Source organism: Streptomyces sp. MB09-01 (assembly GCF_033794505.1).
In the GTDB taxonomy this organism is placed as follows: domain Bacteria; phylum Actinomycetota; class Actinomycetes; order Streptomycetales; family Streptomycetaceae; genus Streptomyces.
This window is the reverse complement of sequence record NZ_JARAYQ010000035.1, coordinates 17,886-43,283: the sequence shown is the minus strand read 5'-3', so window position 1 is coordinate 43,283 and position 25,398 is coordinate 17,886. Positions and strand designations below refer to the sequence as shown.

General features: G+C 69.2%; 26 protein-coding genes, 1 tRNA gene and 3 pseudogenes. 17 read left to right on the top strand and 13 right to left on the bottom strand.

Annotation, left to right across the window (positions count from 1 at the left end; genetic code table 11):
• Positions 1–1,134, bottom strand: a 1,134-nt coding sequence (dnaK, locus tag PV721_RS10845; RefSeq protein ID WP_319722757.1) for a molecular chaperone DnaK, incomplete at its 3' end; no start/stop codon positions are given.
• A 264-nt stretch (positions 1,135–1,398) separates the two neighbouring features.
• Here dnaK and PV721_RS10840 point away from each other — a divergent pair.
• Both PV721_RS10840 and PV721_RS10835 read left to right on the top strand, forming a co-directional pair.
• Complete coding sequence (locus tag PV721_RS10840; protein ID WP_319722755.1) at positions 1,399–1,935, top strand: sugar transferase; 537 nt, start codon at positions 1,399–1,401, stop codon at positions 1,933–1,935.
• 110 nt (positions 1,936–2,045) lie between these two features.
• A pseudogene (locus tag PV721_RS10835) lies at positions 2,046–4,253 on the top strand ((Fe-S)-binding protein); the annotation flags it as partial.
• Positions 4,254–4,770: 517 nt separating this feature from the next.
• On the opposite strand, the gene PV721_RS10830 reads toward PV721_RS10835, so the two are convergent.
• The gene (locus PV721_RS10830; RefSeq protein ID WP_319722753.1) at positions 4,771–5,136 is read right to left on the bottom strand and encodes a hypothetical protein; all 366 of its coding nucleotides are present in this window, start codon (positions 5,134–5,136) and stop codon (positions 4,771–4,773) included.
• A 157-nt stretch (positions 5,137–5,293) separates the two neighbouring features.
• On the opposite strand from PV721_RS10830, the gene PV721_RS10825 reads away from it, so the two are divergent.
• The gene (locus PV721_RS10825) at positions 5,294–6,226 is read left to right on the top strand and encodes a Yip1 family protein (protein WP_319722752.1); all 933 of its coding nucleotides are present in this window, start codon (positions 5,294–5,296) and stop codon (positions 6,224–6,226) included.
• Between the two features lie 76 nt (positions 6,227–6,302).
• Here the strand turns inward: PV721_RS10825 and PV721_RS10820 are convergent, their stop codons facing one another.
• Together PV721_RS10820 and dcd are read right to left on the bottom strand one after the other, a co-directional pair.
• Complete coding sequence (locus PV721_RS10820) at positions 6,303–6,803, bottom strand: phosphoribosyltransferase (RefSeq protein ID WP_280916638.1); 501 nt, start codon at positions 6,801–6,803, stop codon at positions 6,303–6,305.
• Positions 6,800–7,387 (bottom strand): dCTP deaminase, encoded by a 588-nt coding sequence (dcd, locus tag PV721_RS10815; protein ID WP_319722747.1) that lies wholly within the window; start codon positions 7,385–7,387, stop codon positions 6,800–6,802. Before dcd ends, PV721_RS10820 begins: the two co-directional genes overlap by 4 nt.
• Positions 7,388–7,841: 454 nt before the next feature.
• On the opposite strand from dcd, the gene PV721_RS10810 reads away from it, so the two are divergent.
• The 5 genes from PV721_RS10810 to PV721_RS10790 all read left to right on the top strand — a co-directional run bounded on the left by PV721_RS10810 (position 7,842) and on the right by PV721_RS10790 (position 11,637).
• Positions 7,842–7,912: transfer RNA gene (locus tag PV721_RS10810), tRNA-Gly, on the top strand.
• Between the two features lie 882 nt (positions 7,913–8,794).
• The gene (locus tag PV721_RS10805) at positions 8,795–8,998 is read left to right on the top strand and encodes a cold-shock protein (RefSeq protein ID WP_319722745.1); all 204 of its coding nucleotides are present in this window, start codon (positions 8,795–8,797) and stop codon (positions 8,996–8,998) included.
• Positions 8,999–9,308: 310 nt separating this feature from the next.
• Positions 9,309–10,823 (top strand): DEAD/DEAH box helicase, encoded by a 1,515-nt coding sequence (locus PV721_RS10800; protein WP_319722743.1) that lies wholly within the window; start codon positions 9,309–9,311, stop codon positions 10,821–10,823.
• A 46-nt stretch (positions 10,824–10,869) separates the two neighbouring features.
• Positions 10,870–11,274, top strand: coding sequence for a CBS domain-containing protein (locus PV721_RS10795; protein ID WP_319722741.1), 405 nt, complete (start codon positions 10,870–10,872; stop codon positions 11,272–11,274).
• 51 nt (positions 11,275–11,325) lie between these two features.
• Positions 11,326–11,637 carry an SCO5918 family protein gene (locus PV721_RS10790; RefSeq protein ID WP_319722739.1) on the top strand — a complete coding sequence of 104 codons (312 nt, stop codon included), beginning with the start codon at positions 11,326–11,328 and terminating at the stop codon, positions 11,635–11,637.
• Positions 11,638–11,738: 101 nt separating this feature from the next.
• On the opposite strand, the gene PV721_RS10785 is transcribed toward PV721_RS10790, so the two are convergent.
• Together PV721_RS10785 and PV721_RS10780 are read right to left on the bottom strand one after the other, a co-directional pair.
• Entirely contained in the window at positions 11,739–12,098 is a 360-nt protein-coding gene (locus PV721_RS10785) for a hypothetical protein (RefSeq protein ID WP_319722737.1), read from the bottom strand.
• 52 nt (positions 12,099–12,150) lie between these two features.
• Positions 12,151–12,345: pseudogene (locus tag PV721_RS10780) on the bottom strand (ATP-binding protein); the annotation flags it as partial.
• Positions 12,346–13,295: 950 nt separating this feature from the next.
• Here PV721_RS10780 and PV721_RS10775 point away from each other — a divergent pair.
• Positions 13,296–13,634, top strand: a complete 339-nt coding sequence (locus PV721_RS10775; protein ID WP_319722735.1) for a MerR family transcriptional regulator — start codon at positions 13,296–13,298, stop codon at positions 13,632–13,634.
• A gap of 251 nt (positions 13,635–13,885) precedes the next feature.
• Complete coding sequence (locus tag PV721_RS10770; protein ID WP_008735947.1) at positions 13,886–14,089, top strand: cold-shock protein; 204 nt, start codon at positions 13,886–13,888, stop codon at positions 14,087–14,089.
• A 233-nt stretch (positions 14,090–14,322) separates the two neighbouring features.
• On the opposite strand, the gene PV721_RS10765 is transcribed toward PV721_RS10770, so the two are convergent.
• Positions 14,323–14,982: an HSP18 transcriptional regulator gene (locus PV721_RS10765; RefSeq protein WP_319722729.1), complete on the bottom strand. Its 660-nt coding sequence runs from the start codon at positions 14,980–14,982 to the stop codon at positions 14,323–14,325.
• Positions 14,983–15,109: 127 nt separating this feature from the next.
• Here PV721_RS10765 and PV721_RS10760 point away from each other — a divergent pair, with 127 nt between their 5' ends.
• The 3 genes from PV721_RS10760 (at position 15,110) to PV721_RS10750 (ending at position 16,537) form a co-directional block, all read left to right on the top strand.
• The gene (locus PV721_RS10760; RefSeq protein ID WP_319722727.1) at positions 15,110–15,544 is read left to right on the top strand and encodes an Hsp20/alpha crystallin family protein; all 435 of its coding nucleotides are present in this window, start codon (positions 15,110–15,112) and stop codon (positions 15,542–15,544) included.
• A 96-nt stretch (positions 15,545–15,640) separates the two neighbouring features.
• A complete protein-coding gene (locus PV721_RS10755; protein ID WP_319722726.1) occupies positions 15,641–16,036 on the top strand; it encodes a DUF2267 domain-containing protein in 396 nt (131 codons plus the stop codon).
• Between the two features lie 54 nt (positions 16,037–16,090).
• Positions 16,091–16,537, top strand: coding sequence for a DUF2267 domain-containing protein (locus tag PV721_RS10750; protein WP_319722724.1), 447 nt, complete (start codon positions 16,091–16,093; stop codon positions 16,535–16,537).
• Between the two features lie 75 nt (positions 16,538–16,612).
• On the opposite strand, the gene PV721_RS10745 is transcribed toward PV721_RS10750, so the two are convergent.
• Positions 16,613–16,786 (bottom strand): CsbD family protein, encoded by a 174-nt coding sequence (locus tag PV721_RS10745; RefSeq protein WP_319722722.1) that lies wholly within the window; start codon positions 16,784–16,786, stop codon positions 16,613–16,615.
• A 1,005-nt stretch (positions 16,787–17,791) separates the two neighbouring features.
• Here PV721_RS10745 and PV721_RS10740 point away from each other — a divergent pair.
• Both PV721_RS10740 and PV721_RS10735 read left to right on the top strand, forming a co-directional pair.
• The gene (locus PV721_RS10740) at positions 17,792–17,932 is read left to right on the top strand and encodes a hypothetical protein (protein WP_319722720.1); all 141 of its coding nucleotides are present in this window, start codon (positions 17,792–17,794) and stop codon (positions 17,930–17,932) included.
• A 204-nt stretch (positions 17,933–18,136) separates the two neighbouring features.
• Positions 18,137–18,475 carry a MerR family transcriptional regulator gene (locus PV721_RS10735; RefSeq protein ID WP_319722718.1) on the top strand — a complete coding sequence of 113 codons (339 nt, stop codon included), beginning with the start codon at positions 18,137–18,139 and terminating at the stop codon, positions 18,473–18,475.
• A 48-nt stretch (positions 18,476–18,523) separates the two neighbouring features.
• On the opposite strand, the gene PV721_RS10730 is transcribed toward PV721_RS10735, so the two are convergent.
• Positions 18,524–19,729 carry a PP2C family protein-serine/threonine phosphatase gene (locus PV721_RS10730; RefSeq protein WP_319722758.1) on the bottom strand — a complete coding sequence of 402 codons (1,206 nt, stop codon included), beginning with the start codon at positions 19,727–19,729 and terminating at the stop codon, positions 18,524–18,526.
• Positions 19,730–20,253: 524 nt separating this feature from the next.
• On the opposite strand from PV721_RS10730, the gene PV721_RS10725 reads away from it, so the two are divergent.
• Positions 20,254–20,598, top strand: coding sequence for a PRC-barrel domain containing protein (locus PV721_RS10725; RefSeq protein WP_319722716.1), 345 nt, complete (start codon positions 20,254–20,256; stop codon positions 20,596–20,598).
• A gap of 67 nt (positions 20,599–20,665) precedes the next feature.
• Here PV721_RS10725 and trhA read toward each other — a convergent pair whose 3' ends face one another.
• Entirely contained in the window at positions 20,666–21,496 is an 831-nt protein-coding gene (trhA, locus tag PV721_RS10720; RefSeq protein ID WP_319722714.1) for a PAQR family membrane homeostasis protein TrhA, read from the bottom strand.
• A 219-nt stretch (positions 21,497–21,715) separates the two neighbouring features.
• Here trhA and PV721_RS10715 point away from each other — a divergent pair, with 219 nt between their 5' ends.
• Complete coding sequence (locus PV721_RS10715; protein ID WP_319722712.1) at positions 21,716–22,276, top strand: hypothetical protein; 561 nt, start codon at positions 21,716–21,718, stop codon at positions 22,274–22,276.
• Positions 22,277–22,306: 30 nt separating this feature from the next.
• Here the strand turns inward: PV721_RS10715 and PV721_RS10710 are convergent.
• From PV721_RS10710 to PV721_RS10700, 3 genes and pseudogenes are all read right to left on the bottom strand, one after another.
• Positions 22,307–23,097, bottom strand: a pseudogene (locus PV721_RS10710) (site-specific integrase); the annotation flags it as partial.
• A 408-nt stretch (positions 23,098–23,505) separates the two neighbouring features.
• Entirely contained in the window at positions 23,506–24,156 is a 651-nt protein-coding gene (locus PV721_RS10705) for a response regulator transcription factor (RefSeq protein WP_319722710.1), read from the bottom strand.
• Entirely contained in the window at positions 24,153–25,361 is a 1,209-nt protein-coding gene (locus PV721_RS10700; RefSeq protein ID WP_319722708.1) for a sensor histidine kinase, read from the bottom strand. Before PV721_RS10700 ends, PV721_RS10705 begins: the two co-directional genes overlap by 4 nt.
• Positions 25,362–25,398: the final 37 nt, after the last annotated feature.

Below are 25,398 nucleotides of genomic sequence, written 5' to 3'. Positions count from 1 at the left end.
GATGCCGCCCTTGGTCTCGATACCGAGGGACAGCGGGGTCACGTCGAGGAGCAGGACGTCCTTGACCTCACCCTTGAGCACACCGGCCTGGAGGGTGGCGCCGATGGCGACGACCTCGTCCGGGTTGACGCCCTTGTTGGCGTCCTGACCGCCGGTGAGCTCCTTGACGAGCTCGGCGACGGCCGGCATGCGGGTGGAGCCGCCGACCAGGACCACGTGGTCGATCTCGGACAGCGCGATGCCGGCGTCCTTGATGACGTTGTGGAACGGGGTCTTGCAGCGGTCGAGCAGGTCCGCGGTCAGCTGCTGGAACTGGGCGCGCGTGAGCTTCTCGTCCAGGTGCAGCGGGCCCTCGGCGGAAGCCGTGATGTAGGGCAGGTTGATCGTGGTCTCCGTGGAGGAGGACAGCTCGATCTTCGCCTTCTCGGCGGCCTCGCGCAGACGCTGGAGCGCCATCTTGTCCTTGGACAGGTCGACGCCGTGGCCGTTGGCGAACTGCTTCACGAGGTAGTCGACGACGCGCTGGTCCCAGTCGTCGCCACCGAGGTGGTTGTCACCGTTGGTGGCCTTGACCTCGACGACGCCGTCACCGATCTCCAGGAGCGACACGTCGAAGGTGCCGCCACCGAGGTCGAAGACGAGAATGGTCTGGTCGTCCTTGTCGAGGCCGTAGGCCAGGGCGGCGGCGGTCGGCTCGTTGACGATGCGCAGGACGTTCAGGCCCGCGATCTCACCGGCCTCCTTCGTCGCCTGGCGCTCGGAGTCGTTGAAGTAGGCCGGGACGGTGATGACCGCGTCCGTGACCTTCTCGCCCAGGTACGCCTCGGCGTCGCGCTTCAGCTTCTGCAGGATGAAGGCGCTCATCTGCTGCGGGTTGAAGTCCTTGCCATCCAGGTTGATCTTCCAGTCAGTGCCCATGTGGCGCTTGACGGAGCGGATGGTCCGGTCCACGTTCGTGACCGCCTGGCGCTTGGCCACCTCGCCGACGAGGACCTCGCCGTTCTTGGCGAAGGCGACGACGGACGGCGTGGTCCTGGCGCCCTCGGCGTTGGTGATGACGGTGGGCTCGCCGCCTTCCAGAACGCTGACGACGGAGTTAGTGGTGCCCAGGTCGATGCCGACCGCACGTGCCATTTCAATTCCTCCAGCTGACTTGAGTGGAACAGGCTCAACCATGCCGCATCGCTGCGCCGGCGTCAACAGAGCTGAGTCGAGTCGACTCAACCTTTAGCTGCCGCTTACGCGCAACCCTGGGGGCGGCGGGGCCATTTCTCAGCCCCGCCGGGGTTTGAGGCGCAGGGGGTCGGGGCGCAGAACCCGGCAGCGAAGCGCGGCCGAACGGGTCACCGCGGCGCGCGCCACCGCAAGACCGCCGGAGGCATGCGGCAACGTGCTGGCATGCCGCTCACACTCACCGCCCCCCGGCCACGGGTCCGCGTACCCGCGGCCCCGCCGGCGAAAAGGGTGATCGACCTCGTCGGAGCGACGATCCTGCTGGCCCTGCTCGCGCCGGCCCTGGTCCCGGCAGTCGCACTGCTGTACGCGACCCAGGGCGGCCGCCCCTTCGTGCGGGAGCCCGCCGCCGGCCTGGCCGGGAGGCCGTTCCGCACGTGGCGGCTCCGCACCGCCGACACGGGCCGGCTCGGCGCGGCCCTGGACCGCTGCGCCCTCGACGGGCTCCCCCAGCTGATCAACGTGCTCCGCGGCGAGATGTCATTGGTCGGGCCGCGCCCGGAAGCCCGCACGGACCGCTCCGACCGGCTGCTCGTACGCCCCGGAATGACCGGATTGTGGCAGGTGAGCGCGCGCTCGGACCTCCCCTGGGAGGAGATGGCCCTGCTGGACCGGCATTATGTGGAGAACCACTGGCTCGGGATGGACCTCGCGATCCTTGCGCAGACCCCGCGGGCGGCCTACAGACAAAGGCTCGCCTGAGCGACACAGATCACCGCACGCTCGGCTACATTGCGGCGTCGGGAATGGGTAACCTCAAGCCTTGACTTCATAAGTTACCGCTTAGTAAGTGCCGCCCGAGGAGCCCTCCCATGCAACTCGCCGCGATCATCGTGTCGCTGGTCCTGACCGTGGTCGGCGTCGCGCTGCTCGCCCGAGCCGTGGCGCAGATCTACCGTTTCGTGAAGCTCGGCCAGCCCGTGCCGGCCGGCAGCCGCACGGACGCCCCGAAGGCCCGAACCCTCACCCTCGTCCGGGAGTTCCTCGGCCACAGCCGGATGAACCGCTGGGGCATCGTCGGCTTCGCGCACTGGTTCGTCGCGATCGGCTTCCTGACGCTGCCGCCCACCCTCGCGCAGGCGTACGGCCAGCTGTTCCAGGCCGACTGGACGCTGCCGATCGTCGGCGGCTTCCTGCCGTTCGAGCTCTACATCGAGTTCATCGGCCTGATGACGGTCCTCGGCATCGTCGTCCTGATGGCGATCCGCCTGCTCAGCCTGCCCTCGCGGGCCGGCCGCAAGTCGCGCTTCACCGGCTCCAAGGCCTGGCAGGCGTACTTCGTCGAGTACATCATCCTCACCATCGGCCTCGCGATCCTGTGCCTGCGCGGCCTCGAGGGCGCGATCCACCACGTGGACTCGTACGAGCCGGCGTACTTCGTCTCGTACCCGCTGGTCCTGGCCTTCAAGGGGCTCTCGGCGAGCGCGCTGCAGAACGCCATCTACTTCACCGCGATGATCAAGATCGGCACCTCGCTGATCTGGATGATCGTCGTCTCGCTCAACACCAACATGGGTGTCGCCTGGCACCGCTTCCTCGGCTTCCCGAACATCTGGTTCAAGCGGAACGCGGACGGCGCGGTCGCCCTCGGCGCACTCCAGCCGATGACCAGCGGTGGCAAGGTCATCGACTTCGAGGACCCGGGCGAGGACGACGTCTTCGGCGTCTCCCAGGTCGAGCAGTTCTCCTGGAAGGGCATCCTCGACTTCTCCACGTGTACGGAATGCGGTCGCTGCCAGTCGCAGTGCCCGGCCTGGAACACGGGCAAGCCGCTGTCCCCGAAGCTCCTCATCATGTCGCTGCGCGACCACGCGCACGCCAAGGCCCCGTACCTGCTCGCCGGCGGCGGCAAGGACATGGAGGGCAACGAGAAGGCCACGGCGGAGCAGCTGAAGGACGTCCCGGCCGCCGCCCTCGCGGAGGCCGAGCGCCCGCTGATCGGCACCGTCGAGGAGAACGGCGTCATCGACCCGGACGTGCTGTGGTCCTGCACGACCTGCGGTGCGTGCGTGGAGCAGTGCCCGGTCGACATCGAGCACATCGACCACATCGTCGACATGCGCCGCTACCAGGTGATGATCGAGAGCGCGTTCCCGTCGGAGGCGGGCACGATGCTCAAGAACCTGGAGAAGAAGGGCAACCCCTGGGGCCTGGCGAAGAAGCAGCGCGTCGAGTGGACCAAGGAGGTGGACTTCGAGGTCCCGATCATCGGCAAGGACGCGGAGGACCTCTCCGAGTTCGACTACCTCTACTGGGTCGGCTGCGCCGGCGCGCTGGAGGACCGGGCCAAGAAGACCACGAAGGCCTTCGCGGAGCTGCTGAACATCGCGGGCGTCAAGTTCGCGATCATGGGCGGCGACGAGAAGTGCACGGGTGACTCGCCGCGCCGCCTGGGCAACGAGCCGCTGTTCCAGCAGCTGGGCCAGGAGAACGTCGCCATGCTGAACATGGCGTTCGGTGAGGACGATGAAGATCCGTCGACCCGGAAGCCGAAGTCGGCGAAGCGGATCGTCTCGACCTGCCCGCACTGCTTCAACACCATCGCGAACGAGTACCCGCAGCTCGGCGGCGAGTACGAGGTCATCCACCACACGCAGCTGCTGCAGCACCTGATCGACGAGGGCCGGCTGACGCCGGTCACGCCGGTGGACGGCCTGATCACGTACCACGACCCGTGCTACCTGGGCCGGCACAACAAGGTCTACACGCCGCCGCGCGAGATCATGTCGGCCGTGCCGGGGCTGCGCCAGCAGGAGATGCACCGCCACAAGGAGCGGGGCTTCTGCTGTGGCGCCGGTGGCGCGCGCATGTGGATGGAGGAGCGGATCGGCAAGCGCATCAACAACGAGCGTGTCGACGAGGCCCTGTCCCTGAACCCCGACATCGTCTCCACCGCCTGCCCGTTCTGCCTGGTCATGCTGACCGACTCGGTCAACGGCAAGAAGAACGACGGCAAGGCGAAGGAGTCCGTGCAGGTCGTCGACGTGGCGCAGCTTCTGCTGGAGTCGGTCAAGGCTCCCGGCCCCACGGAGGCGGAGCTCGCGGCCGCGGCCGCGGAGGCCGAAGCCGAGGCTGCTGCCGCGGCGGAGGCCGAGGCCGCTGCCGCCGCCGCGAAGGCGGAGGCGGAGGCGAAGGCCAAGGCGGAGGCTGCTGCGAAGGCGGAGGCGGAAGCCGCGGCGAAGGCCAAGGCCGAGGCGGACGCGAAGGCTGAGGCGGACGCCAAGGCGAGGGCCGAGGCTGGGGCCGAGGCTGAGGCTGAGGCTGAGGCTGAGGCGGTCGCGGCCGGGGCCGAGGCGAAGGCTGAGGCGGACGCCGAGGCGGAGGCCGAGCCCGAGGGTGAGGCGGACGCCGAGGCCGAGCCGGAGGCCGACGCCAAGGCCGAGGCGGAGCCCGCTGCGGAGCCCGAGGCAGAGGCAGCCGCAGAGGCCAAGCCCGAGGACGCCAAGTAGCGCCGGCCCGCACCAGCGGAACGGAACGGCCGGTCCCCCACGCGGGGGGCCGGCCGTTCCGGCGTTCGGGGAAGCGGAGCGGTGGGGCTCAGCCCTCGCCCCCCGCACGGCGCCGCCGCAGCAGCGCGAAGCCGAGCCCGGCAGCGCCCGCCGAAGCCATGCTGCCGCCCGCGGCGGCCAGCACCGGCGCCCCGTCCTCCGCCGGGACGACCCCTTCCGCTCCGGCCTTCACGCCGCCCCTCGGAACGACCTTCACGTCCTTCTTCACCGGGTCGACCGTGTACTTCTCGATCAGCCGGCCGCTGAAGTCGTACACCCGGCTGTTCCCGCCGCCCTTGCCGTCGATGACGACGAACTTCACGCGCTCGCCGTCCTGGACGAGCTCGTACGTCCAGCCGTCGTTCTGCGTGCTCGGACGCTTCAGGTCGATCGTATGTGCGTATTCCGTCGGCAACGTAACGAAGAGCCGCAAACTGCGGCGCAGCCGGGTAAACCGTCCACTCGGTCAGGCCCTCGGGGTACCCCTAGGGGATGTCACAGGTCAGCCGCAAAGGGTGCCTTATCCGGGCGACCGTCCACCGGAGTCCGCGGGACCAGGTACGTTCGATCACGTGGCTGGATTCAGGATCGGACGCGGCCGGGACAACAACCGCACTCCGCAACAACCCCCGCAGCAGCAGCAGTCGTACGGCCGGCAGCAACCGCCGCCCTACGGCCAGCAGCCCTACCCTCCCGCCGGAGGCCCACCTCCGCAGCAGCAGTGGCCGCAGCCCGGCGGCGGGGGTCACGGCGAGCCGGAGTACTTCGACCCGTACGGACAGCAGCCGCCGCACCCGCAGCAGCAGCCCCCGTACGGCCACGGGGGCCCCGGCGGCGGTCAGGGTGGCGGCGGGGGCTACACGAACGACAACCCGGGTCACACCCAGGTCTTCGCGGTCGGCGAGGACCCGTACGGCCAGGGCGCGACCTACCAGGCGGGTGTGGGCGCGGCCGCGCCGGCCGGGCCGAGGCTGCCGTGGAAGGAGCTCCTGCGCGGCATCGTGACGCGGCCGGGCCAGACCTTCCTGCAGATGCGCGACTACTCCGTCTGGGGTCCCGCGCTGATCGTGACCTTCCTCTACGGTCTCCTCGCGGTCTTCGGCCTCGACGACGCCCGCGAGGACGTGATCAAGGCGACCCTGTCGAAGGCCGTCCCGATCGTCCTCTCCGCCGGCGTGGCCTTCGTCATCTGCGGTCTGATCCTGGGCGCGGTCACGCACACGCTGGCCCGCCAGCTGGGCGGCGACGGCACGTGGCAGCCGACGGTGGGCCTGTCCATGCTGATCATGTCCATCACGGACGCGCCGCGCCTGCTGTTCGCGGTGTTCCTCGGCGGCGACAACATGGTCGTGCAGGTCCTCGGCTGGGCCACCTGGGTGGCGGCAGGAGCGCTCTTCACCTCGCTGGTCAGCAAGTCGCACGACCTGCCGTGGCCGAAGGCGCTGGGCGCTTCCGCGATCCAGCTGATCGCACTCCTGTCGATCATCAAGCTGGGCACCATCTAGCCCGCGCACACGAAAAGGGCCCGCCGCGCAGCCTCTGCGCGGCGGGCCTTCGCGTACCCCGTACCCGGGACGACGTCTAGGCGTCGAGGACCTGACCCTCACGCTTCACGACGGGCGGTTCGACCGACCAGGGGAAATTGATCCACTCGTCGGTCTTCTTCCACACGTACTCGCACTTCACGAGCGAGTGGGACTTCTCGTAGATCACGGCGGAGCGCACCTCGGCGACGTGGCCCAGGCAGAAGTCGTGGACGAGCTTCAGCGTCTTGCCCGTGTCGGCCACGTCATCGGCGATGAGGACCTTCTTGTCGGTGAAGTCGATCGCCTCGGGCACGGGTGCCAGCATGACCGGCATCTCCAGGGTGGTGCCCACGCCCGTGTAGAACTCGACGTTCACCAGGTGGATGTTCTTGCAGTCGAGCGCGTAGGCCAGCCCACCGGCGACGAACACGCCGCCACGGGCGATGCTGAGAATGATGTCGGGCTCGTACCCGTCGTCGGCGATGGTCTGCGCGAGCTCCCGCACGGCCCGCCCGAAGCCCTCGTAGTCGAGGTTCTCGCGTACTGCGTCACTCATGCCTCGTGCCTCACCTGGGTGCGGTGGAAGTTCTGGAAGGAGCGCGAGGCGGTCGGACCGCGCTGCCCCTGGTACCTGGACCCGTACCGCTCGCTGCCGTACGGGAACTCCGCGGGCGAGCTGAGCCGGAACATGCACAGCTGCCCGATCTTCATGCCCGGCCAGAGCTTGATCGGCAGCGTGGCGAGGTTCGACAGCTCCAGGGTCACGTGGCCCGAGAACCCGGGGTCGATGAACCCGGCGGTCGAATGCGTCACCAGACCGAGGCGGCCCAGACTGGACTTCCCCTCCAGTCTGGAGGCGATGTCGTCGGGCAGCGAGACGACCTCGTAGGTGGAGGCGAGCACGAACTCACCGGGGTGGAGGATGAAGGCCTCGTCACCCTCCGGCTCGACCATCCGGGTCAGGTCCGCCTGCTCGATCGCCGGATCGATGTGGGCGTACCGGTGGTTCTCGAACACCCGGAAGAACCGGTCGAGACGTACATCGATGCTGGAGGGCTGCACCATCGATTCCTCGAACGGGTCGATGCGAACCCGTCCGCTGTCGATCTCGGCCCGGATGTCTTTGTCAGAGAGAAGCACGTCCCGAGGATACGCAGAGCGCGCGGGCCACCCCCAATCGAGAGCGGCACCCGCGCGCCCGTCCCCTACCGCTTGACCGCCCCGACGGGCACGGCGTGCCGCAACCGGGCGCACCGCGGACACCGCAGCAGCCGCCCGGGCCCGATCCGGCCGGCACCGAGGTGCTGCAGCGGGAAGGAGGCGGTACTGAAAACGTGCCCTTCGGCACAACGGACGACGGTGTGCTCCATCGAGTCCCTTTCCCCAACGAGCCGTACTGCGACGAATCGCCACATTAGGGGATGATCGGCACCCACTCCAGCCGCCGCTCCGCACCCACACCGTACGCCCCAACTCCCGCACGCACACGCCTCGGTGCACACCACACACGACAACGACCCCGCGGCAAATTCACCGGGGGTCGATCATGAGGTAGAGTGGGCGACGATGGAGCTCCAGGCAACTGGCCCACCGTGCGGATGTAGTTTAATGGTAGAACATGAGCTTCCCAAGCTTATAGCGCGGGTTCGATTCCCGTCATCCGCTCTTGAACGAAGGCCCAGGTCAGCGACCTGGGCCTTCGTCGTTGTCTAGGCCTCTCGGCCCTCACCGTGCCCTCCGCGTGCCCCAACTCGCAGGAACTCCCTGGCCGGAGGGCTCTTCGCGCACCACTTGCACCACACGGGCCCACGCCGGTCTCGCGTCGCGAGACGCGCTCTCGATGCCCTGCGTCACACCGCTACCTCCGTCGCGTGAATTCGCTTTCAAAAAGGGGCGGTTGGCCGGAGGGGTGGCTCAGGCCCTCGACGGGACCACCTGGTCCTTTTCCCCGCCCGCCAACACGCGATCGGCGACGTAGTGCGGGCAGGAAGGGAGGTGCCACGTCACCGTCACCCCGCGCCGGTCGGCGGCAATGGTACGGGCCTGCCCAGTGGCCGGACAGACGCTGCGGAACAGACGTGTAGCGAGTGCGGGGCTGGCCGCGCCGCCTTGCCGTGGACGCCCCCGAGACCGCCATGGAGCACCTGCGAGCTGCCGATCCCTTCGGGAGGGCGCTGCGGACCCACCCCGCAGGCTCACGTCCCGATGGACTGCACGTCGCAGCTGGCGGACGCCCTTGCTCACGAAACGCTGCACTCGGAGGGAATCAATATCTATCCCCGCGGTCAGAGAGTTCAATGGACCCCGCAGGGAGAGTTTTTCCGCACCGCACACGATGGAGATATTTAGCGCACACAAGCCACTGCAGCGTGCTACTGTCGATCTCGGTTGCAGTTTTGGTACCCAAAAACTTCAAGCGCTCCAGCCGGCCTCCGCGCCACATTCGAGTGCTTCATATTTCCGGGTCATTTTCCGGCGGGGCATCATCGCGGCGATACGGTGTCCGTACGGTGCGGATGCTGGTGTACTGCCCCAAGGAGATATGACATGGCATCTGGCGTCGTGAAGTGGTTCAACGCGGCTAAGGGTTTCGGCTTCATCGAGCAGGACGGTGGCGGCGACGACGTCTTCGCCCACTTCTCGAACATCGCCGCCCAGGGCTTCCGCGAGCTGCTGGAAGGCCAGAAGGTCACCTTCGACATCGCGCAGGGCCAGAAGGGCCCGACGGCCGAGAACATCCTTCCTGCCTGACGCTGACGCGCATTTCGTAGCTGGGGCCCGCATCCCTCGGGGTGCGGGCCCCAGCTGCACGCATTTCCCGCAGTGGTGTCACCTGCGTGACGAAGTATTCAGGGTTACAGCTTGCCTGGGGTTTCACCCCCTCGATTTTTCGTGGTTTCGCGTCCGCATGACGCCACCCCATCTCAGCGCATGCGCCCGTACAGAATTCCTGTAGGCCAGAGTCGCTTTCGCATTCCATTCGGCCCGTTCTTGTGATTCCCCGCGCTGCGTTTCTGCTGCGGGAATTCCTTGATATGTGCCGCATCAAGGAAGGTTCTGAATGAACCGCACACGTACGAACGACCGTTCCTCTCGCACCCGCAGCCGCACCGGCGGCCCCGCTTTCGGCGCTGCCGCCGGTTCGGAGCGGGGCAGCCGCTTCGGCTCGTCGGCCCCGAGCCGTTCCGGAGGTCCGAGCCGCTCCGGCGGCTACGGCCGCCGGCCCGCCGCAATCCAAGGCGAGTTCGCCCTGCCGAAGACGATCACTCCGGCGCTGCCCGCCGTCGAGGCCTTCGCCGACCTCGCCATGCCGGCCGAGCTGTTGGCCGCTCTCGGCGCGCAGGGCGTGACCGTGCCCTTCCCGATCCAGGGCGCCACCCTGCCCAACACCCTTGCGGGCCGTGACGTGCTCGGCCGCGGTCGCACCGGCTCCGGCAAGACGCTCGCCTTCGGCCTCGCCCTGCTGGCCCGCACCGCCGGACAGCGTGCCGAGCCCCGCCAGCCGCTGGCCCTCGTCCTCGTCCCCACCCGCGAGCTGGCCCAGCAGGTGACCGACGCCCTCGCCCCCTACGCCCGCGCCGTGAAGCTGCGCCTGACCACGGTCGTCGGCGGCATGTCGATCGGCAAGCAGGCCGGAGCGCTGCGCGGAGGCGCGGAGGTCGTCGTGGCCACGCCCGGCCGGTTGAAGGACCTGATCGACCGCGGCGACTGCCGACTGAACCAGGTTGCGATCACCGTCCTGGACGAGGCCGACCAGATGGCCGACATGGGCTTCATGCCGCAGGTCACCGCCCTCCTGGACCAGGTGCGTCCCGAGGGGCAGCGGATGCTGTTCTCCGCCACCCTGGACCGCAACGTCGACCTGCTGGTCCGCCGCTACCTCACCGACCCGGTCGTCCACTCGGTGGACCCCTCGGCCGGTGCGGTGACGACGATGGAGCACCACGTGTTGCACGTGCACGGCGCGGACAAGCACCGGACGACGACGGAGATCGCGGCGCGCGAGGGCCGGGTGATGATGTTCCTGGACACGAAGCACGCCGTCGACCGGCTGACCCAGGACCTGCTGAACAGCGGTGTCCGGGCCGCGGCCCTGCACGGCGGGAAGTCGCAGCCCCAGCGCACCCGCACCCTCGCCCAGTTCAAGAGCGGACACGTGACCGTGCTGGTCGCGACGAACGTGGCGGCGCGCGGCATCCACGTCGACAACCTCGACCTCGTCGTCAACGTCGACCCGCCCACCGACCCCAAGGACTACCTCCACCGCGGAGGCCGCACCGCGCGCGCCGGCGAGTCCGGCAGCGTCGTCACCCTCGTCACCCCCAACCAGCGCCGCGAGATGAGCCGCCTCATGCAGGCCGCCGGCATCGTCCCGCAGACCACCCAGGTCCGCTCCGGCGAAGAGGCCCTGAACCGCATCACCGGCTCCCAGGCCCCCTCCGGTATCCCCGTCGTCATCACCGCACCGGTCGTCGAACGCGCCAAGCGCAGCGCGGCCTCCCGGGGGAGGCGTCGGACCGCTTCGACCGTCCGGCGCGTGAGCGTGCGGCAGTCCGCCTTCGATGCGGCGGCCTGAGAAGCACGTGATCAGGAAACTGACCCATCTCTGCAGGAGGCACGTTTTGACGCTGGTCCAGATGGAGCCCCGCTCGGCGAACACCCACCCTGTGCACCGGACGGTGGACGACGCGATGGAGGCGGCCGGTCCACAGGTCTGTGACGACATGACGGTCGAGGTGGCCCTGGCCGTCATGGCCGGCGCCCGCGCGGGTCATCTGCTCGTCTGCGACGAGGACGGCCTGTGCACCGGGCTGGTCACCCAGGGCCGGCTCGCCACCGTCCGCGACAGCGCGGCTTACACCGACCGGGTCCGTCTCCGCGACCTGCTGGGGGACCGCGGGCCGGTCGCCTCACCCGTGACCTCGATGGCCGAAGCCGAACACGCGATGCCCTACCGCCGGCTCGATGCCCTGCCGGTCGTCAATGACCAGGGCAGTGCTCTGGGCGTCCTCGCCCTTGCCCGCTGAACCGCCTCACCACGGCACGACGGTCCCCCTTTCTTCTTCCTGTGAGGCAACATGCGCTGTGTCATCGCCCGTTTCCCGTTCGACCTGACCAAGAGCGGTGTCCTGGAGTCGATGAAGGGCATCAAGCCCGAGCAGGTCGTCGGCGAGTCAGTGATCATCGGGCGCCGTACCTACCCCGCCAAGCAGGTCGGCCAGGTCATCACTCGGCAGGACCGCCGTGACTTCAGCGCCGGTGAAGTCCTCCGGGCCATGAACCAGCTCGGGTTCACCTGCCGCGGCCTCCCCCGGGCCGCCGTGCCCACGCGCGTCCTCAGCCCGCTCCAGCAGGCTTCCGCGATGCTCGGCATCCCGGTGACCGTCTGACGGACAGGACCGGCGCAAGCCGACACCCGAACAACGAGGAGGGCCCGACCGGCACGTGCCGGTCGGGCCCTCCCGCATACCGGGGGTTACGCGAATCCGGGTCAGTGGTCGGAGTAGCTGAAGTCGCCCATGGTCCAGGCGCTGACGTCCGCGATCGAGACGCGGTACATCCCGCCCGTCTCCGGGATCCCCACCGTGCCCTGAAGGATGCGGGCCACATGGAAGTGCAGATGGGTGGGCGGCCCCTCTTGGGGTGTCGTGGTGGTGAAGATGGCGGCGAACTCGCCCAGGCGGGCGGAGTCCGTCAGGACCTCCGACACCCGCTGCCTCCACACGGCTTCGGGTGCCAGCCGACCGGTGATGACAGCGCCAGCGGTGACCACGGTCAGGGACATCTGATTGCTCTGCCCGGACTCCACCAGGGTGGCAACGTCAACGAGCAGCTCGTCAGGCTTCGACATGGGAGCCGATTTTATGCACCGGTCGTCCCGTTCTCTCGACCGGGAGGACGTACCGGTCGAGAAGAGCACTCACCGTCTTCCCGCCGGAGGCCCGACGGGTGACAGCGGTCGCTCGGGCAAGGCGGTTGACCATGGGCCAGCCGAATCCACCGGTACCGCCGTACAGGTCAGGGGTGCGCATACGCGGCGCGTGCGGGCTGGAGTCGTGGACGGCCCCCTCGAGGCTCTCCGCGTGGGCCGTCAGTCGACGAGACGTGGGGGACCCCACCCGCTCGGCTGCGACCCTCCCGAGCCCCTGACCTGCTGCGCATCCTGGACCGACCGTGAAGGTCTAGCTCCCCTCGGCGGGCACGAAAATCTATGACGGCCAGAGTAGACATTGCGCGGTGGCGTGGTTATGGTTTCTCTCGTAGCCCAGAGAGACCGCAGGGCCTGGCAGAGACGAACTGCCAGGCAGCAGTACCCGCAGTTCGCAGGACGGTGCGGTGGTGGAGTTCCGAAGCCAGGGTTGTTGCAGGACGGCGACGGGGCTGACGACCGGACCGGGTGGCCCGCAGTGATCAGGGGCCGCCGAGAGCAGTACCGCAGTTAACGCAGTGCAGTACCCGTAAGTGCAGTTCGCAGTACCCAGCAGTGAAGAGTGCAGTGCGCAGTACCCAGCAGTGAAGTCAGTGAGCAGCACCTCGGTGAAGGCGTCGGCTGCGGGCGCGCGCACCGGGAAGTTCGGCAGTGGGGTTCTAAGCCAGAGCAGACGCAGGACGGGCAACGGGGCTGGCTGCCGAAGAGTGGCGCTGGATCAGGCCACCAGCAGTACGCAGTATCAGCAGTACCGCAGTGAATGCAGTTCCCGCAGTACAGCAGTAAGCGCAGTAACCCGCAGTTCGCAGTCTCTCCCGTTTGGTAAGCAGTTGATCACCGAGGGAAGAACGGAGGAGTTGAGGCGCCATCAGGATCGTCCGGGCGGAAGTTTTGAGTCCGGGTACCGCAGGACATCGATAGTGAGGTGGTCTCCGGTCGAGCAACCGCGATCCCCGCACAGCCTGTCCCCGTTCGGACGGGTCCGCGGAAACAGTAGGCCGGCGCAGGACTAGGGCCGGCAGATGGTGTAGCAGTTCCTTCGGGGCCCTGGTGTCGTACGCACCAGGGCCCCTCCCCGCGTTCCGACCCCTTTCCCTACCTGTTTCGCAGTGAGGTGCGATGACAGCAGACGATTCGTTCGGCCGTCTCGACGACGACGGTTACCCCGCCTACACGATGGGCCGGGCCGCCGAGATGCTCGGCACCACCCAGAGCTTCCTCCGCGCCATCGGCGAAGCCCGCCTCATCACCCCACTCCGCTCCGAGGGCGGCCACCGCCGCTACTCCCGCTCCCAACTGCGGATCGCCGCCCGCGCCCGCGAACTCGTCGACCACGGCACCCCCATCGAGGCGGCCTGCCGGATCGTGATGCTCGAAGTCCGACTCGAAGAAGCGCAGCGCGTCAACGCCGAGTACCGTCGCGCAGCGGCCGAGGTGCATCCACGGACAGCGGCCTGAGGTGGGCGTGCCCGCCGGTCTCGGCGGGCACGCCCACCCGTGCATGTCGGGTCGCGACGCGTGCTCGTTTCCCTCTGGTGACAGCCCGTTGTCGGCGTGTAGCGTCTGCGTCAGCTGTCGTGGTTCGGAAGTTCCCCCCTGCCCACGCGTTCGGCGTGGGCGTTTTGCTGTGCTGTGCCGCAGGAACCAGGGCGATCACCTCCGCCTTCCGCATGAAGCGGGAGGCGTCCATCGACTGGAAGGCACGAGACATGGCTACGGGAACTGTGAAGTGGTTCAACGCGGAGAAGGGCTTCGGCTTCATCGCCCAGGACGGCGGCGGCCCGGACGTATTCGCCCACTACTCCGCGATCAACTCCTCGGGCTTCCGTGAGCTCCAGGAGGGCCAGGTCGTGACGTTCGACGTCACCCAGGGCCAGAAGGGCCCCCAGGCCGAGAACATCAACCCGGCCTGACCTTCACCACCCGCGGGGCACCGAGACGGGCACGTAAGGCTGCCCCTGCAGCCCGTACCACTCGACCCGAACAGCGGATGCCTGCGATATCGGCGGGATCCGACGCGTACCGGATCAGGGCCGCGCAGCTGTTGCTGCACGGCCCTGATCTGTGTCCATGCCGTGGCCCGACCAGGTGCCCCGCACGCGCGAACAACTGCGCGGCGTCGGCACGGTGCGTTTCGAATTCCGGGTCAGGTGCCGCGCCGGTCGTGGCTGTCCTGGCGGAGGTGGGCGGTGTGTCGGGTCATCGCGTCGAGGTGATCGACGAGAGCCGAGTCCTCGGGGCGCAGGTGAGGCCGGGTGTCGGTCAGGGGCCGGACGAGGCGGGCTGCGTCGTTGTCGGCCAGGGCCCGGTTCAGTTCGCCGACGGCCGCCGCGGCGGCGTCGGGGAGGTCGGTGAGGGCGGTTATCTGGCCGGCGAGCCGGCGCAGGTCGGCCGCGTTGTCACGGGCCCAGGCCGTGACGGCGCGGTCTGCGGCACGTGTGTCGCGGGTGGCCTGGACGCGTTCCTCGCCGGTGCTTCCGGCCCTGCCGGGGCGCAGGCGCAGGTAGCGGCGTTCGGCGGCCTGACGGCTCGCGACCCCGAGGGGTCCGGCGAGGTCGGCCCAGCTCGCGCCCTGGCCCCGGGCTGTTTCGATCAGGCCGCTCTCCCAGCCGGCGAGCTGTTCACGGACCTCCCGCAGCATCAGCAGCGCGGCCAGAGCCGGGTGCGGGCCCGCGCCTATCGGCTCGGTCGGGGGCGTTCCGGAAGAGGAACGCTGCGCGTGCCTCACGGCCTGGTCGATGGCCCGCAAAGCCGTCGCCGCAGCGGGAAAAGGGACCGGCGCGGCCGGCCGGCTGGCTTCATTCATGACACTCTCCGAGCTTGTCATCCTCCAGATGACCTCTTGCTTGTCATCGTTTCGATGACATGTTACAACGGATGCACGTTGAAGCGCATTGGCAGTTTCTGCCTGACCCAACTGGAGGTGTTTCGCGATGTTGATGCGCACCGACCCGTTCCGCGAGATGGACCGGATCGTCCAGCAGCTGTCGGGTGCGTCGGGGACGTGGTCGAAGCCGTCCGTGATGCCGATGGACGCCTACCGTCAGGGCGACGTGTACGTGATCGCCTTCGACCTCCCCGGCGTGAGCACCGAGGCGATCGACATCGACGTCGAGCGGAACATGCTGACGGTGAAGGCCGAGCGCCGGCCCACGGAGAAGTCCGACGGAGTGCAGATGGAGCTCTCCGAGCGGCCCCTGGGCGTCTTCTCCCGCCAGATCATGCTGGCCGACACCCTCGACACCGAGCACATCGAGGCCGACCACGACGCGGGTGTCCTGACCCTGCGCATCCCGATCGCCGAGCGCGCCAAGCCCCGCAAGATCGCCATCAGCGGCCAGCCCGGCCGCAAGCAGATCTCCGGCTGACCAGCCCCACCGCGGCGGAGGACGGGGAACCGATCCCCCTCCGACACTCCGCCCTCCGCACCCCTCGCTCCTTCACCCCTCCCCGGAGGTGACGTGATGTCGATACGCAGGGAGGCGTTCCTGGCCCACGTCCAGGAACGCGGCGAGTACACGACCCTGCCGGAAGCCGAACGGGCGGCCCGCGTCGTCCTGGCCCTACTGGGCGCGCACCTGGTCGGCACCGTGCGGGCCGAGCTCGCCGCCCGGCTCCCCGAGACGTACGCCCTGATCCTCCTCAATCCCCTGCAGGCTGCCGAACCGCTCTCACCCGAACGCTTCGTCCGCGCGACCGCGGCCTGGATCGAAGGCGCCACCGAGAAGACAGCCCTGTGGGACATCGGCGCGGTTTTGTCCACCGTGGCCGCCGCGGCGGGTGACGTCCTCATGCGCGAGGTCCTGCTCCAGCTCCCGCCCGGCTACGACCTCCTCTTCGGCCACCCCCAGCCCACCTGACCGGCGCCGACGGCCGGAACTCGAACCTTCGAAGAGAAAGGCAACCGCAGCACCATGTACGACCAGCCTCGACCGGACCGTCCCACCCCCGCCATGACGTTCGACCAGATGCTGGAACGCGTCCGCTACGAGGGCGCCTACCCCACCCGCGAACGCGCGGAAGAAGTCGTCCGCACCGTTCTTACCGCGCTCGGCCGGCAGGTCACCGGTGACGAGCGCGTCGACCTCGCCCAGTGCCTGCCCGTCGAAGCCGCCCTCACCCTGACCGCCCAGATCCCCGATACCGAGCAGCTCACCGGCTGGGGCTTCGTCAAGGACCTGGCCGAACGAACCGGCGTGAGCCCGGCCATCGCCCGCTGGGACACCGGCGCCGTACTCGCCGCCGTCACCGTGCTCGCCGGACCCGACCTCCTTGCCCGCGTCCTCCAGCGACTCCCCGACGACTACGCACTCCTCTTCGGACAGGCGCAACTGCGCCGGCCTCAGCACGCCGCCGCCTGACCGGAGCCGGCTGCGCGCGGACATGCAACGGGGCCGGGACCGCTCCTGCGGTCCCGGCCCCGTGCACCCGAGGGGTCAGTGCTTGAAGGTGTCCTTGATCTTTTCCTTGGCCTCGCGGGCATCGCCCTTGGCTTGCTCCGCGCGACCCTCGGCGGTCATCCGCTCATTGCCCGTCAGGCTGCCAGCGGTCTCCTTGAGCTTGCCCTTGGCCTGCTCGCCCTTCGCCTCGGCCTTCTGCTCACCAGACACAGCTGATCACTCCCTGTTCGATGGAAAAGTCTTACAGCACCCCGTATGACCGGTGGGATCCCTCCGAAACAGACGGGCTGGCAAGGGTGACGCTCGGGGCGAAGCATTCGGCCATGGGCCAGCCGGCCCGGATGCTGTAGCGGTCCGCGCGGCGCCTCATGGAGGTGACCGTGCCAGCGAGCCGGAGCGCGGTGGTGACGAGCCGGGATCGTGTCAGGCCGGCTCGGTCAGGACGCAGCCCATTCCTCGGCAAGCTGCGTGTACAGGGGTGTGCCCTGGTCCGGGGTTCCTCCGGGAATGCGGCCACGGGCGTGTGCCGGGCTACGGGAAGGCCTTCGGCGCGCTTGTTCCGGAAGACGGTCAACCGCTCTGCGCCTGCCGCTGCCGGCCTGTGCACCGCGGCTGGAGTCCGTCCAATGATCGTCCGTCACGTTCGTCAGAACGAATCTTCCATCCTCCAGGACACCGTTCCCGGTGCGCCGCGAGGGTCTCGACCATTGTCCTGGCCCTCGATGAGGCCCTCACAGTTGACCGCCCCAGCTGCTCCCTGTGCTGCGCTTCGACAGCTTCGGGGAGCCCGCGCGTTCGGGACCGATTACCTCCTCACCCGCCACGCGAAAATCTATGACGGCCGGAGTAGACATTGCGCGGTGGCGTGGTTATGGTTTCTCTCGTAGCCCAGAGAGACCGCAGGGCCTGGCAGAGACGAACTGCCGGGCAGCAGTACCCGTAGTTGCAGTGCGCAGGACGGTTCGGTGGTGGAGTTCCGAAGCCAGGGTTGTTGCAGGACGGCGACGGGGCTGACGACCGGACCGGGTGGCCCGCAGTGATCAGGGGCCGCCGAGAGCAGTACCGCAGTTAACGCAGTGGCAGTACCCAGCAGTGAAGTCAGTGAGCAGCACCTCGGTGAAGGCGTCGGCTGCGGGCGCGCGCACCGGGAAGTTCGGCAGTGGGGTTCTAAGCCAGAGCAGACGCAGGACGGGCAACGGGGCTGGCTGCCGAAGAGTGGCGCTGGATCAGGCCACCAGCAGTACGCAGTACCAGCAGTACCAGCAGTACCAGCAGTACCAGCAGTACCAGCAGTTGATCACCGAGGGACGAACGGAGGAGCCGAGCACCATCAGGATCGCCCGGGCGGAAGTCTGAGCCCGGGTACCGCAGGACATCGATAGTGAGGTGGTCTCCGGTCAAGCAACCGCGATCCCCGCACTCCCGGCAGCATCTCGGTCGGGACGGCGGAAACACAGGGTCGGCGCAGTATCAGGGCCGACAGATGGTGTAGTAGTTCCTTCGGGGCCCTGGTGCCGTACGGCACCAGGGCCCCTCCATGTGTTCCATGAGAGAGGTTCAATGACAGCAGACGACTCGTTCGGCCGTCTCGACGACGACGATTACCCCGCCTACACCATGGGCCGGGCGGCAGACATGCTCGGCACCACCCAGGGCTTCCTCCGCGCCCTCGGAGAGGCCCGCCTGATCACCCCGCTCCGCTCCGAGGGCGGCCACCGCCGCTACTCCCGCTACCAGCTGCGCATCGCAGCCCGCGCCCGGGAACTCGTCGACCAGGGCACCCCCATCGAGGCCGCTTGCCGCATCATCATCCTCGAGGACCAGCTCGAGGAAGCCCAGCGCATCAACGCCGAGTACCGCCGCGCCGCCGAATCATCCGCGCCGCCGCCCTCGGCGTGAACCGAGCGTGCCCGTCGGGATCAGCGGGCCTCGGTCGTCGAAAGAGTGCTATTCGGGCGCGGACGCCTCCGCCAGGTCCGCCCCGGCGTCAGCGCTGCGTGTGACCTGGTGGGTACCGTGCCAGTCCAGGCACATGACCGTCGCGTCGTCCTGGAGACGGCCGCCGTGGGCGTGAAGAATCTCCGCGACCAGAGCGCGGGAGGCCTCGCGGGGGTGGAGATCGCCCGTGCGCACGATCAGGGAGGGCAGGTCGACCTCCACGGCGCGGCGCTCAAGCATGCCGTCGGTGAGCATCACGAGGCGGTCACCCGCTTGCAAGTCCAGCCGCTGCACCCGGTAGGGGCTACGCAGCTGGATACCGAAGGGGAGATCCACCTCGGGAACCACCTCCTCAACCCTCTCCTGTCTCAGGAGCAGCGGCCAAGGATGCCCCGCGTTGACGAACTGAGTGGTCCCGTCGAGCAGGCTGACGCGCAGCAGCTGCCCGGTGACGAAGCCCCGCCTGCCGTGGTCGATGACGGCCCGGTTGGCCTCCAAGGCCTGTACTTCGAGCTCGGCGCCGGCACGCCTGGCCCTGCGAAGGGCGCCCACTGCGAGGGTGGCGAGCAGCGCGGCTTCCACGTCGTGGCCCATGGCATCGGTGACGGAGAGCTGCATGGTGTCGCGGTCTACGACGTAGTCGAAGGTGTCACCGCCGACGTGCGTCGCCGGTTCCAGCGCTCCGGCGACCGTGAACTGGGCCGCCTCACATGCCAGTGAGGCGGGAAGGAGCCGGTGCTGGATCTCGGCCGCCAGGTTCAGCGGGCGCGTACGACGGCCCCACTGGTAGACATCGGTGAAGGCCCGGTTCGCGATGACGATGTAGGCCAAGGCATGCGCGGTCGCACCGATCTGACTCATCGCGTCTTCGTCGGGGCGATCCGGTAGAAAGAGTTCGAGCAGGCCGATGGCGTCGCCGCGGTTGGTGACGGGCGCCACGACCCTGACCAAACTGTTGCCCTCTCGCTGGAGGGCCAGCCGCTGTGTGCGCAACACGTCCGCGTAGAGGGTGCCGGGCAGAGCGACGCGCTCAGGGGGCTCGTCGGACTCGACGTTCGCTGCCCCGAGCCGCACCACTGACGACCCGGTGAAGTCGACGATCAGGAACGAAACCGCAGCAGCGTTCAGGCGGTCCCTGAGCATCCGTGCGACGACGTCCAGTGACTGGACGGGGGAGGCGGATTCCGCTGCCGCGAGCACGCCCGCAAGGTCCATTCCCACCAACTCCTCGCCGCCGGCGCGCCGCTGCTGGGCGCCTGGATCTCGCTCCTCGGTTGGGGGCATGACCGCTCCTCTCCTCCTCCGACACCGTGGGACCGGCCCCTCCACGAGAACTGCTCCCCGACGCTCTGTCCGAGCGCCCGAGGCCTTACGGTCGGCCCCCACTGCCTCGTCGAAGCCATCCCATCTGCGGTCGCAGCCTGTGACCACGGCCGGCACAGATCCGAGAAACCCGCGGGGCCGACCGTCCTCAACCCTGCCCGAGGACCCGCACACCAGGTGGCCGCTGCTGCCCGTGCAGGCCGCGCTGCCTGACTGGTTCACCCGAACAGCAGACATCGGCCCCACTCGGGGACGCCGCCCGGCCACCGGCATAGCGCGCACGCCCGGAATCCTCTGAGGACCCGGTTGCGAGGCACGCACCGGGGCATGGGGATGGACGAGTCAAGCCGGCGGTGTGGCCGTGGCCGCCGCCTTAGAGCCGAGAATGAGGAGACGGGGTTGTGAGCGGTGTGTGGATGTACGCGCAGGACAGCGGCTACACCTCCCGGCAGTCACTGGTGGGGTTCACGGTTGAAGCGGCTGACGGAACCATCGGGCACGTGGACCGACAGCAGGACCATCCCGGCATGCAACACCTGGTCGTCGACACCGGCGTGTGGGTGTTCGGCAAGAGCATCCTGATCCCGGCCGGCGCCGTCGCCGGCATCGACACCGAAACACGGACGGTAAAGGTGTCAGGGACCCGGGAAGAGATCAAAGCCGCTCCCCAGTTCACCACCGACAGCGAAACGGATGACCCCCGCTATCTGTCCGCCGTCGGCAACTACTACCTCTCCCTCCGCCGTCCCCTCGCACCCTGACCCGAAGCCAGCCGGCCACGCACCCGCCCCAGGGCGACAGCAGCCCCCGGGCAGAACATCGCCGTGCTCAGTAGACGGTGAAGGAGATGGCGATGTAGTGCGCGGTGAAGGCTGCCACGGTCAGGGCGTGGAAGACCTCGTGGAAGCCGAACCAGCGGGGCGAGGGGTCGGGGCGCTGAAGGGCGTAGACAACCGCGCCCGCACTGTAGAGAAGCCCGCCGGTCACGATCAAGGCGAGTACGGACGCCCCACCCCTGTCCAGGAAGTCGGGCAGGTATCGCACCGGTGCCCAGCCCAGGGCCAGGTAGCAGGGGGTGTACAGCCAGCGGGGAGCTCTGACCCACAGGCCACGGAAGGCGATGCCGGCCAGAGCGCCCGTCCACACGATCCACAGCAGGACGGACCGCTGGTCAGGGGGGAGAAGGAGCACGGCAAGCGGGGTACAGGTGCCGGCGATGATCAGGAAGATGTTGGCGTGGTCGAGGCGACGCAGAACGGCCTCACCGAGTGGTCCCCATGTGCCGAGGTGGTAGACGGCGCTCGTCCCGAACAGCATCCACGCGGTGACGGAGTACACGGTGCAGGCCAGGGTGGCGTGCGGTGTCCCCGCCAGGCAGATGAGGACGATGCCCGCGGCCAGCGATGCGGGGACCATTCCGGCGTGAAGCCAGCCTCGTAGCTTCGGCTTGATCGGCTCCACCAGATCGGCCGCTCGCTCGACCAGGTCGGCAACCGGGTGGGAGTCCTCGGCGGCCTTGTCACGGTGCGATCCGGAGGGAGGACCACTTGCCTCGCATCCTCCGGCCGTCGGTGCGGAAGACGCACCGCCGGTTTCGACGTCGTCGCGGGACACTGCTTCCCTTCCTGCTTCGGGCTGCTGGGCGTCAGTGGCAACCACGTGCTCATGTTAGGAGCCTGCCCGCAGGAGCATTGCCCGAGGCCTGCCTCGGACCACCGGGCCGGCACCGTCGGACACGGTCTGTTCAGCCGTCCATGGTTCCGGTCCTGGAGGCCTGCCGCCAACTGGGGCCGTGGAAGTCGTGTAAGTCGGCGGGCCATGGGAACGATCAGGGCTTCCGAACGGGCCTCTCCGCTCTCCTACGTTCAAGGACCGCCGATGCTTCCCGAGTTCCGCTCCCACGCATCCGCCCCCCTTTCCCACCAGCTGGTACAGCGACTGGGACTGGACCCACGCCTCGAAGCGGGCCGAATCGACGTGGAGCGCGTCGCCGACATCGCCGTCGTCGCATCCGCCCACTCCGATGGGTACGCGGCCACCGCGCACCTCCTCGGACTGCTGGCCGCGCTCCCCGCTCCCACCGAGGCCGGAGAACGCTTCTGGTCGGACCTGTGGAGGACCTCAGGCTCCCTCTACCTGCTGCCCGCCAACATCAAAACGTTCGTGCTGAGTTCGCTGGCCGGAGAAGGCACCGGTCTGGCCGGTCAGATCCTCTCGGCTGTCGACGAGATGACCCCGCCCCAGCGCGTCGCAGCCGGAGAGGTAATCGGCCAGGCGCTCGCCGAATCCGACCACCTCCCCGACCTCAAGACGCAGGTCATCGGCGAGCTGTGGCTCCGCGACCTCGAACTCACCGCCTGGCGGGTCCTGCACGCGGACCACAAATCAGCTGATCCGGCTGAGCGGAAAGCCTTCCTCGACGCATGGAGGTGTGTCTGAGCGCCAGGTTCCTCTCGACACAGCACGGCGCCGCTTGACCTCCATGTAGAGGAAGGCCGGCAGGTGGATGGTGCGGACGCCCGCCGCCGACTTGGTGTCGCCCCCGACGCGGCGGCCGGTGTTCAGTTCCGGGGCGGCCTCGGTGATCCGTACGACGAGGGGATCGAGGGTGACCGAGGTCCGCCGCAGGGCCGCCTGCTCCTCCGGGCGCATCGGGCCGTGGGCGCACAAGTAGACCATCAGCCGCCAGCGCGGGCCCATGGCTTCGGCGAGGGCGCCGACCTGGGCGACGGTCGCGGTCGAGCGCTCCTTGGCCTGCTCGCTTCCCGCGCCCCTGATGCGGCACGGGTTGCGGCGGATCAGCTCGTCGTCGGTCGCCGTCTCCATGATGGCCTTCAGCAGCCGGTAGGACTTGGCGACCGTCGTGGCCCGAGGGGCGGCCAGGCGCTCGGCCCGCCAGGTCCGCACGATCGGCGGGGTGATCGCGTCAAGGTCGAGGTCACCGGAGCCGGGGAGGACGTGCAGGCGCAGGAGCCGGCGGTACAGCTCGTCCGTGGTGGCGGCGAGGCCCTGCTCGTCCACCCACTTGAGCGCGTAATCCTCGAAATTGACCTTGCCCACGTCGGGGTCGGTCCAGTGGTTGCGCTGGATGTCCGCCTTGGTGAGGGTGAGCCAATCCTGCGCGTCGTCTTTGTCGCGAAGGTCTCCGGGGCCGTTCGACGACTGCTGTCGGGCGCCCAGTAGCGCGCCTGCCAAGGGCCGGACGGGAGCTGGCTGGTGGTACCGAATTCGCGCCGCCGCCGCGGCTTGCGTGCCGCCATCAGGCCGCCTTCCCGAAGCGGGAACGCGCTTCACGGAGGGTGGGGACGGTGCTCGCGTCGATGTACGCGGCCAGCACGCTGTCAGCGATGCGGACGTGCTTGCCGAACTTGGCGTAGCCGATGCGGCGTTCCTGGATGAGCGCCGGATGAAGCGCACGCCGGTGCCTAAGCGTTCGACCGTCTGCTCCACGGTGAGGAACGTGTCGGGAAGGGTCACCTCCTTCTCGGTGCGCGGGCGCTGGGTGGAGGTGTGGGGCATCGCCTGGTGGCGCAAGCAGTGCTCCAGCTTCCGGCCGGGCTGGGCGGGGGCGGCAACCCCCAGAGCCGGGCCGGTGTGTCGTTCAGGGATGGGATGGGCGGCATGGTTGCGACCTGGGGGTTTGCGGGCCCAGGTCAGCGGCATCGGGGCTAAGGGCTGTGCCGGGGGCGGTCCTGAGGGCTCAGCCCGTCCTCCCGCACCCGCAGGGCCAGGTCGATCTTCGTGTACGTCGGGCGACCGGCCCGCTGGTACTTCTCCTTGACCCGGTCCAGGTAGTACTTGGCGGTGTTAGGACTGACGCCCGCCCGCCTCGCGGTGGCCTTCAGGGTGAGCCCGGAAGCGTAGTCGAGCAGGACCTGGAGCTCGCGCGGCGCCAGCTGCGGCCGGGCCGGGCCGGTGTCGTGCGCCCAGGCGAAGGCCAGCTCGACGGAGTGCGCCGTACCGCCCCCGGCCACCGCCTCCACGGCGCCCACCAGCGTCTCCAGGGAATGGTCCTTGGTGAGGTAGCCGTCCGCCCCGGCCGCCACCGTCCCGACGATCCGGGCGCGGTCCGCGACCGTACTGATCACCAGCACCCGGCTGCCCGCCGCACACAGCCGCCGAACGTTCTCCTCGGGGACGGAGCCGTCGCGCAGCACCAGGTCGAGCAGCACCACGTCGGCGGGCCGGCCGCCCACCGCGAGCAGCTCGTCCACCGTCTCCACCGCGGCCAGCAGCCGTAACCGCTCCACCCCGGCCAGCCAGGAGCGCAGGCCCTCGCGCAGCATCCGGTCGTCGTCCACCACGGCCACGGTGATCACGCGGGCCACCGCAGCTGCACGCTGGTGCCCTCGCCGGGGGCGCTGTCGACCTCTGACTGTCCGCCTATCTCGGCCAGCCGGGCGTGGATGGAGCGCCGCAGCCCGGTCCCGGACCCGGACCCGTCCGGCGTGCCGCCCCCCGGGGCTCTCGGGTCGAAGCCGGCGCCCCGGTCCACCACCGTGACGGACACGCCCTCGCCCACCCCGACGGCCGTCAGGAAGGCCTGTCCGGTCGCGGCGTGGCACCGTACGTTGTTCAGGGCCTCGGACACGGCGGCCGCGAGGGCGGTGGCCACGGGGCCGGGCACCGCCGGCAGTTCGTGGTACTGGGCGGTGACCTTCAGGCCCAGGCACTCGGCCGAGTGCACCGCCTCCTCCAGCGCGGTCCCGACGGCCACCTCGGCGGCCTCCGCACCGGCCGCCTCCGGGTCGTCCTCGCGCTGGATCAGCCGCCGCAGGTACGCGGCCTCGCGGGCGCACCGCTCGCGCACCAGGGGCGCGTTGGCGTCCAGCCGGCCGGCGGCGATGGTGGTCAGCGTGGCCAGCACGGTGTCGTGCAGGGCCCGGTGGTGCGCGATCCGCTCCGCCTGCCGGGCCCGCGCGGCCTCGGCGGTCAGTGCCCGCGCCTTGGCCTCGTCCAGCTGGGTGCCCTGGCGGCGCAGGTACCACCAGAAAACCCTGGCCATCACGGCCGAAGAGACCACCGAGTTGAGGTGCCCGACGAGCGCGGACCCCGGAGCCGCCTCCGGCCCGATCACCCACAGGTACGCGGCCAGCGTGGTGCCGAGCAGGAGCAGTACGGCCCCCACGGCCGGTCGCGGCGCCAGAGCGACGCCCGCCGCCGCGCTCACCGACCCGCCCAGCAGGAACAGCCATCCGTACAAGGCCACTTCGGCGCCCCCGGGCACCCAGCCGCCGCCCGACCGCGCACCGGTCGCCAGGCACACCAGCAGCGGCCCCGAGCACCCGGTCACCAGCACGTCGGCCCACACCCAGCGCCGGTCGAACCAGCCCCGTGCGTACGCGTTCCCGTACAGCCACGCACTGAACGCGAGGATTCCGCCCAACACCGCCCAGGGGAGGACCTCGCCCGGCGCCTTCCGCAGCACGGCCGCGAAGCCCGCCGTCAGGTGGCTGGCCCGGTACAGGACGGTCGCCAGCATCATGAACCGCTGGGCACGCTGCAGACCCGAGCCCACCCTCACCACAGCCTCCGCAGTGAACACACCCCCCTGAAAGGGT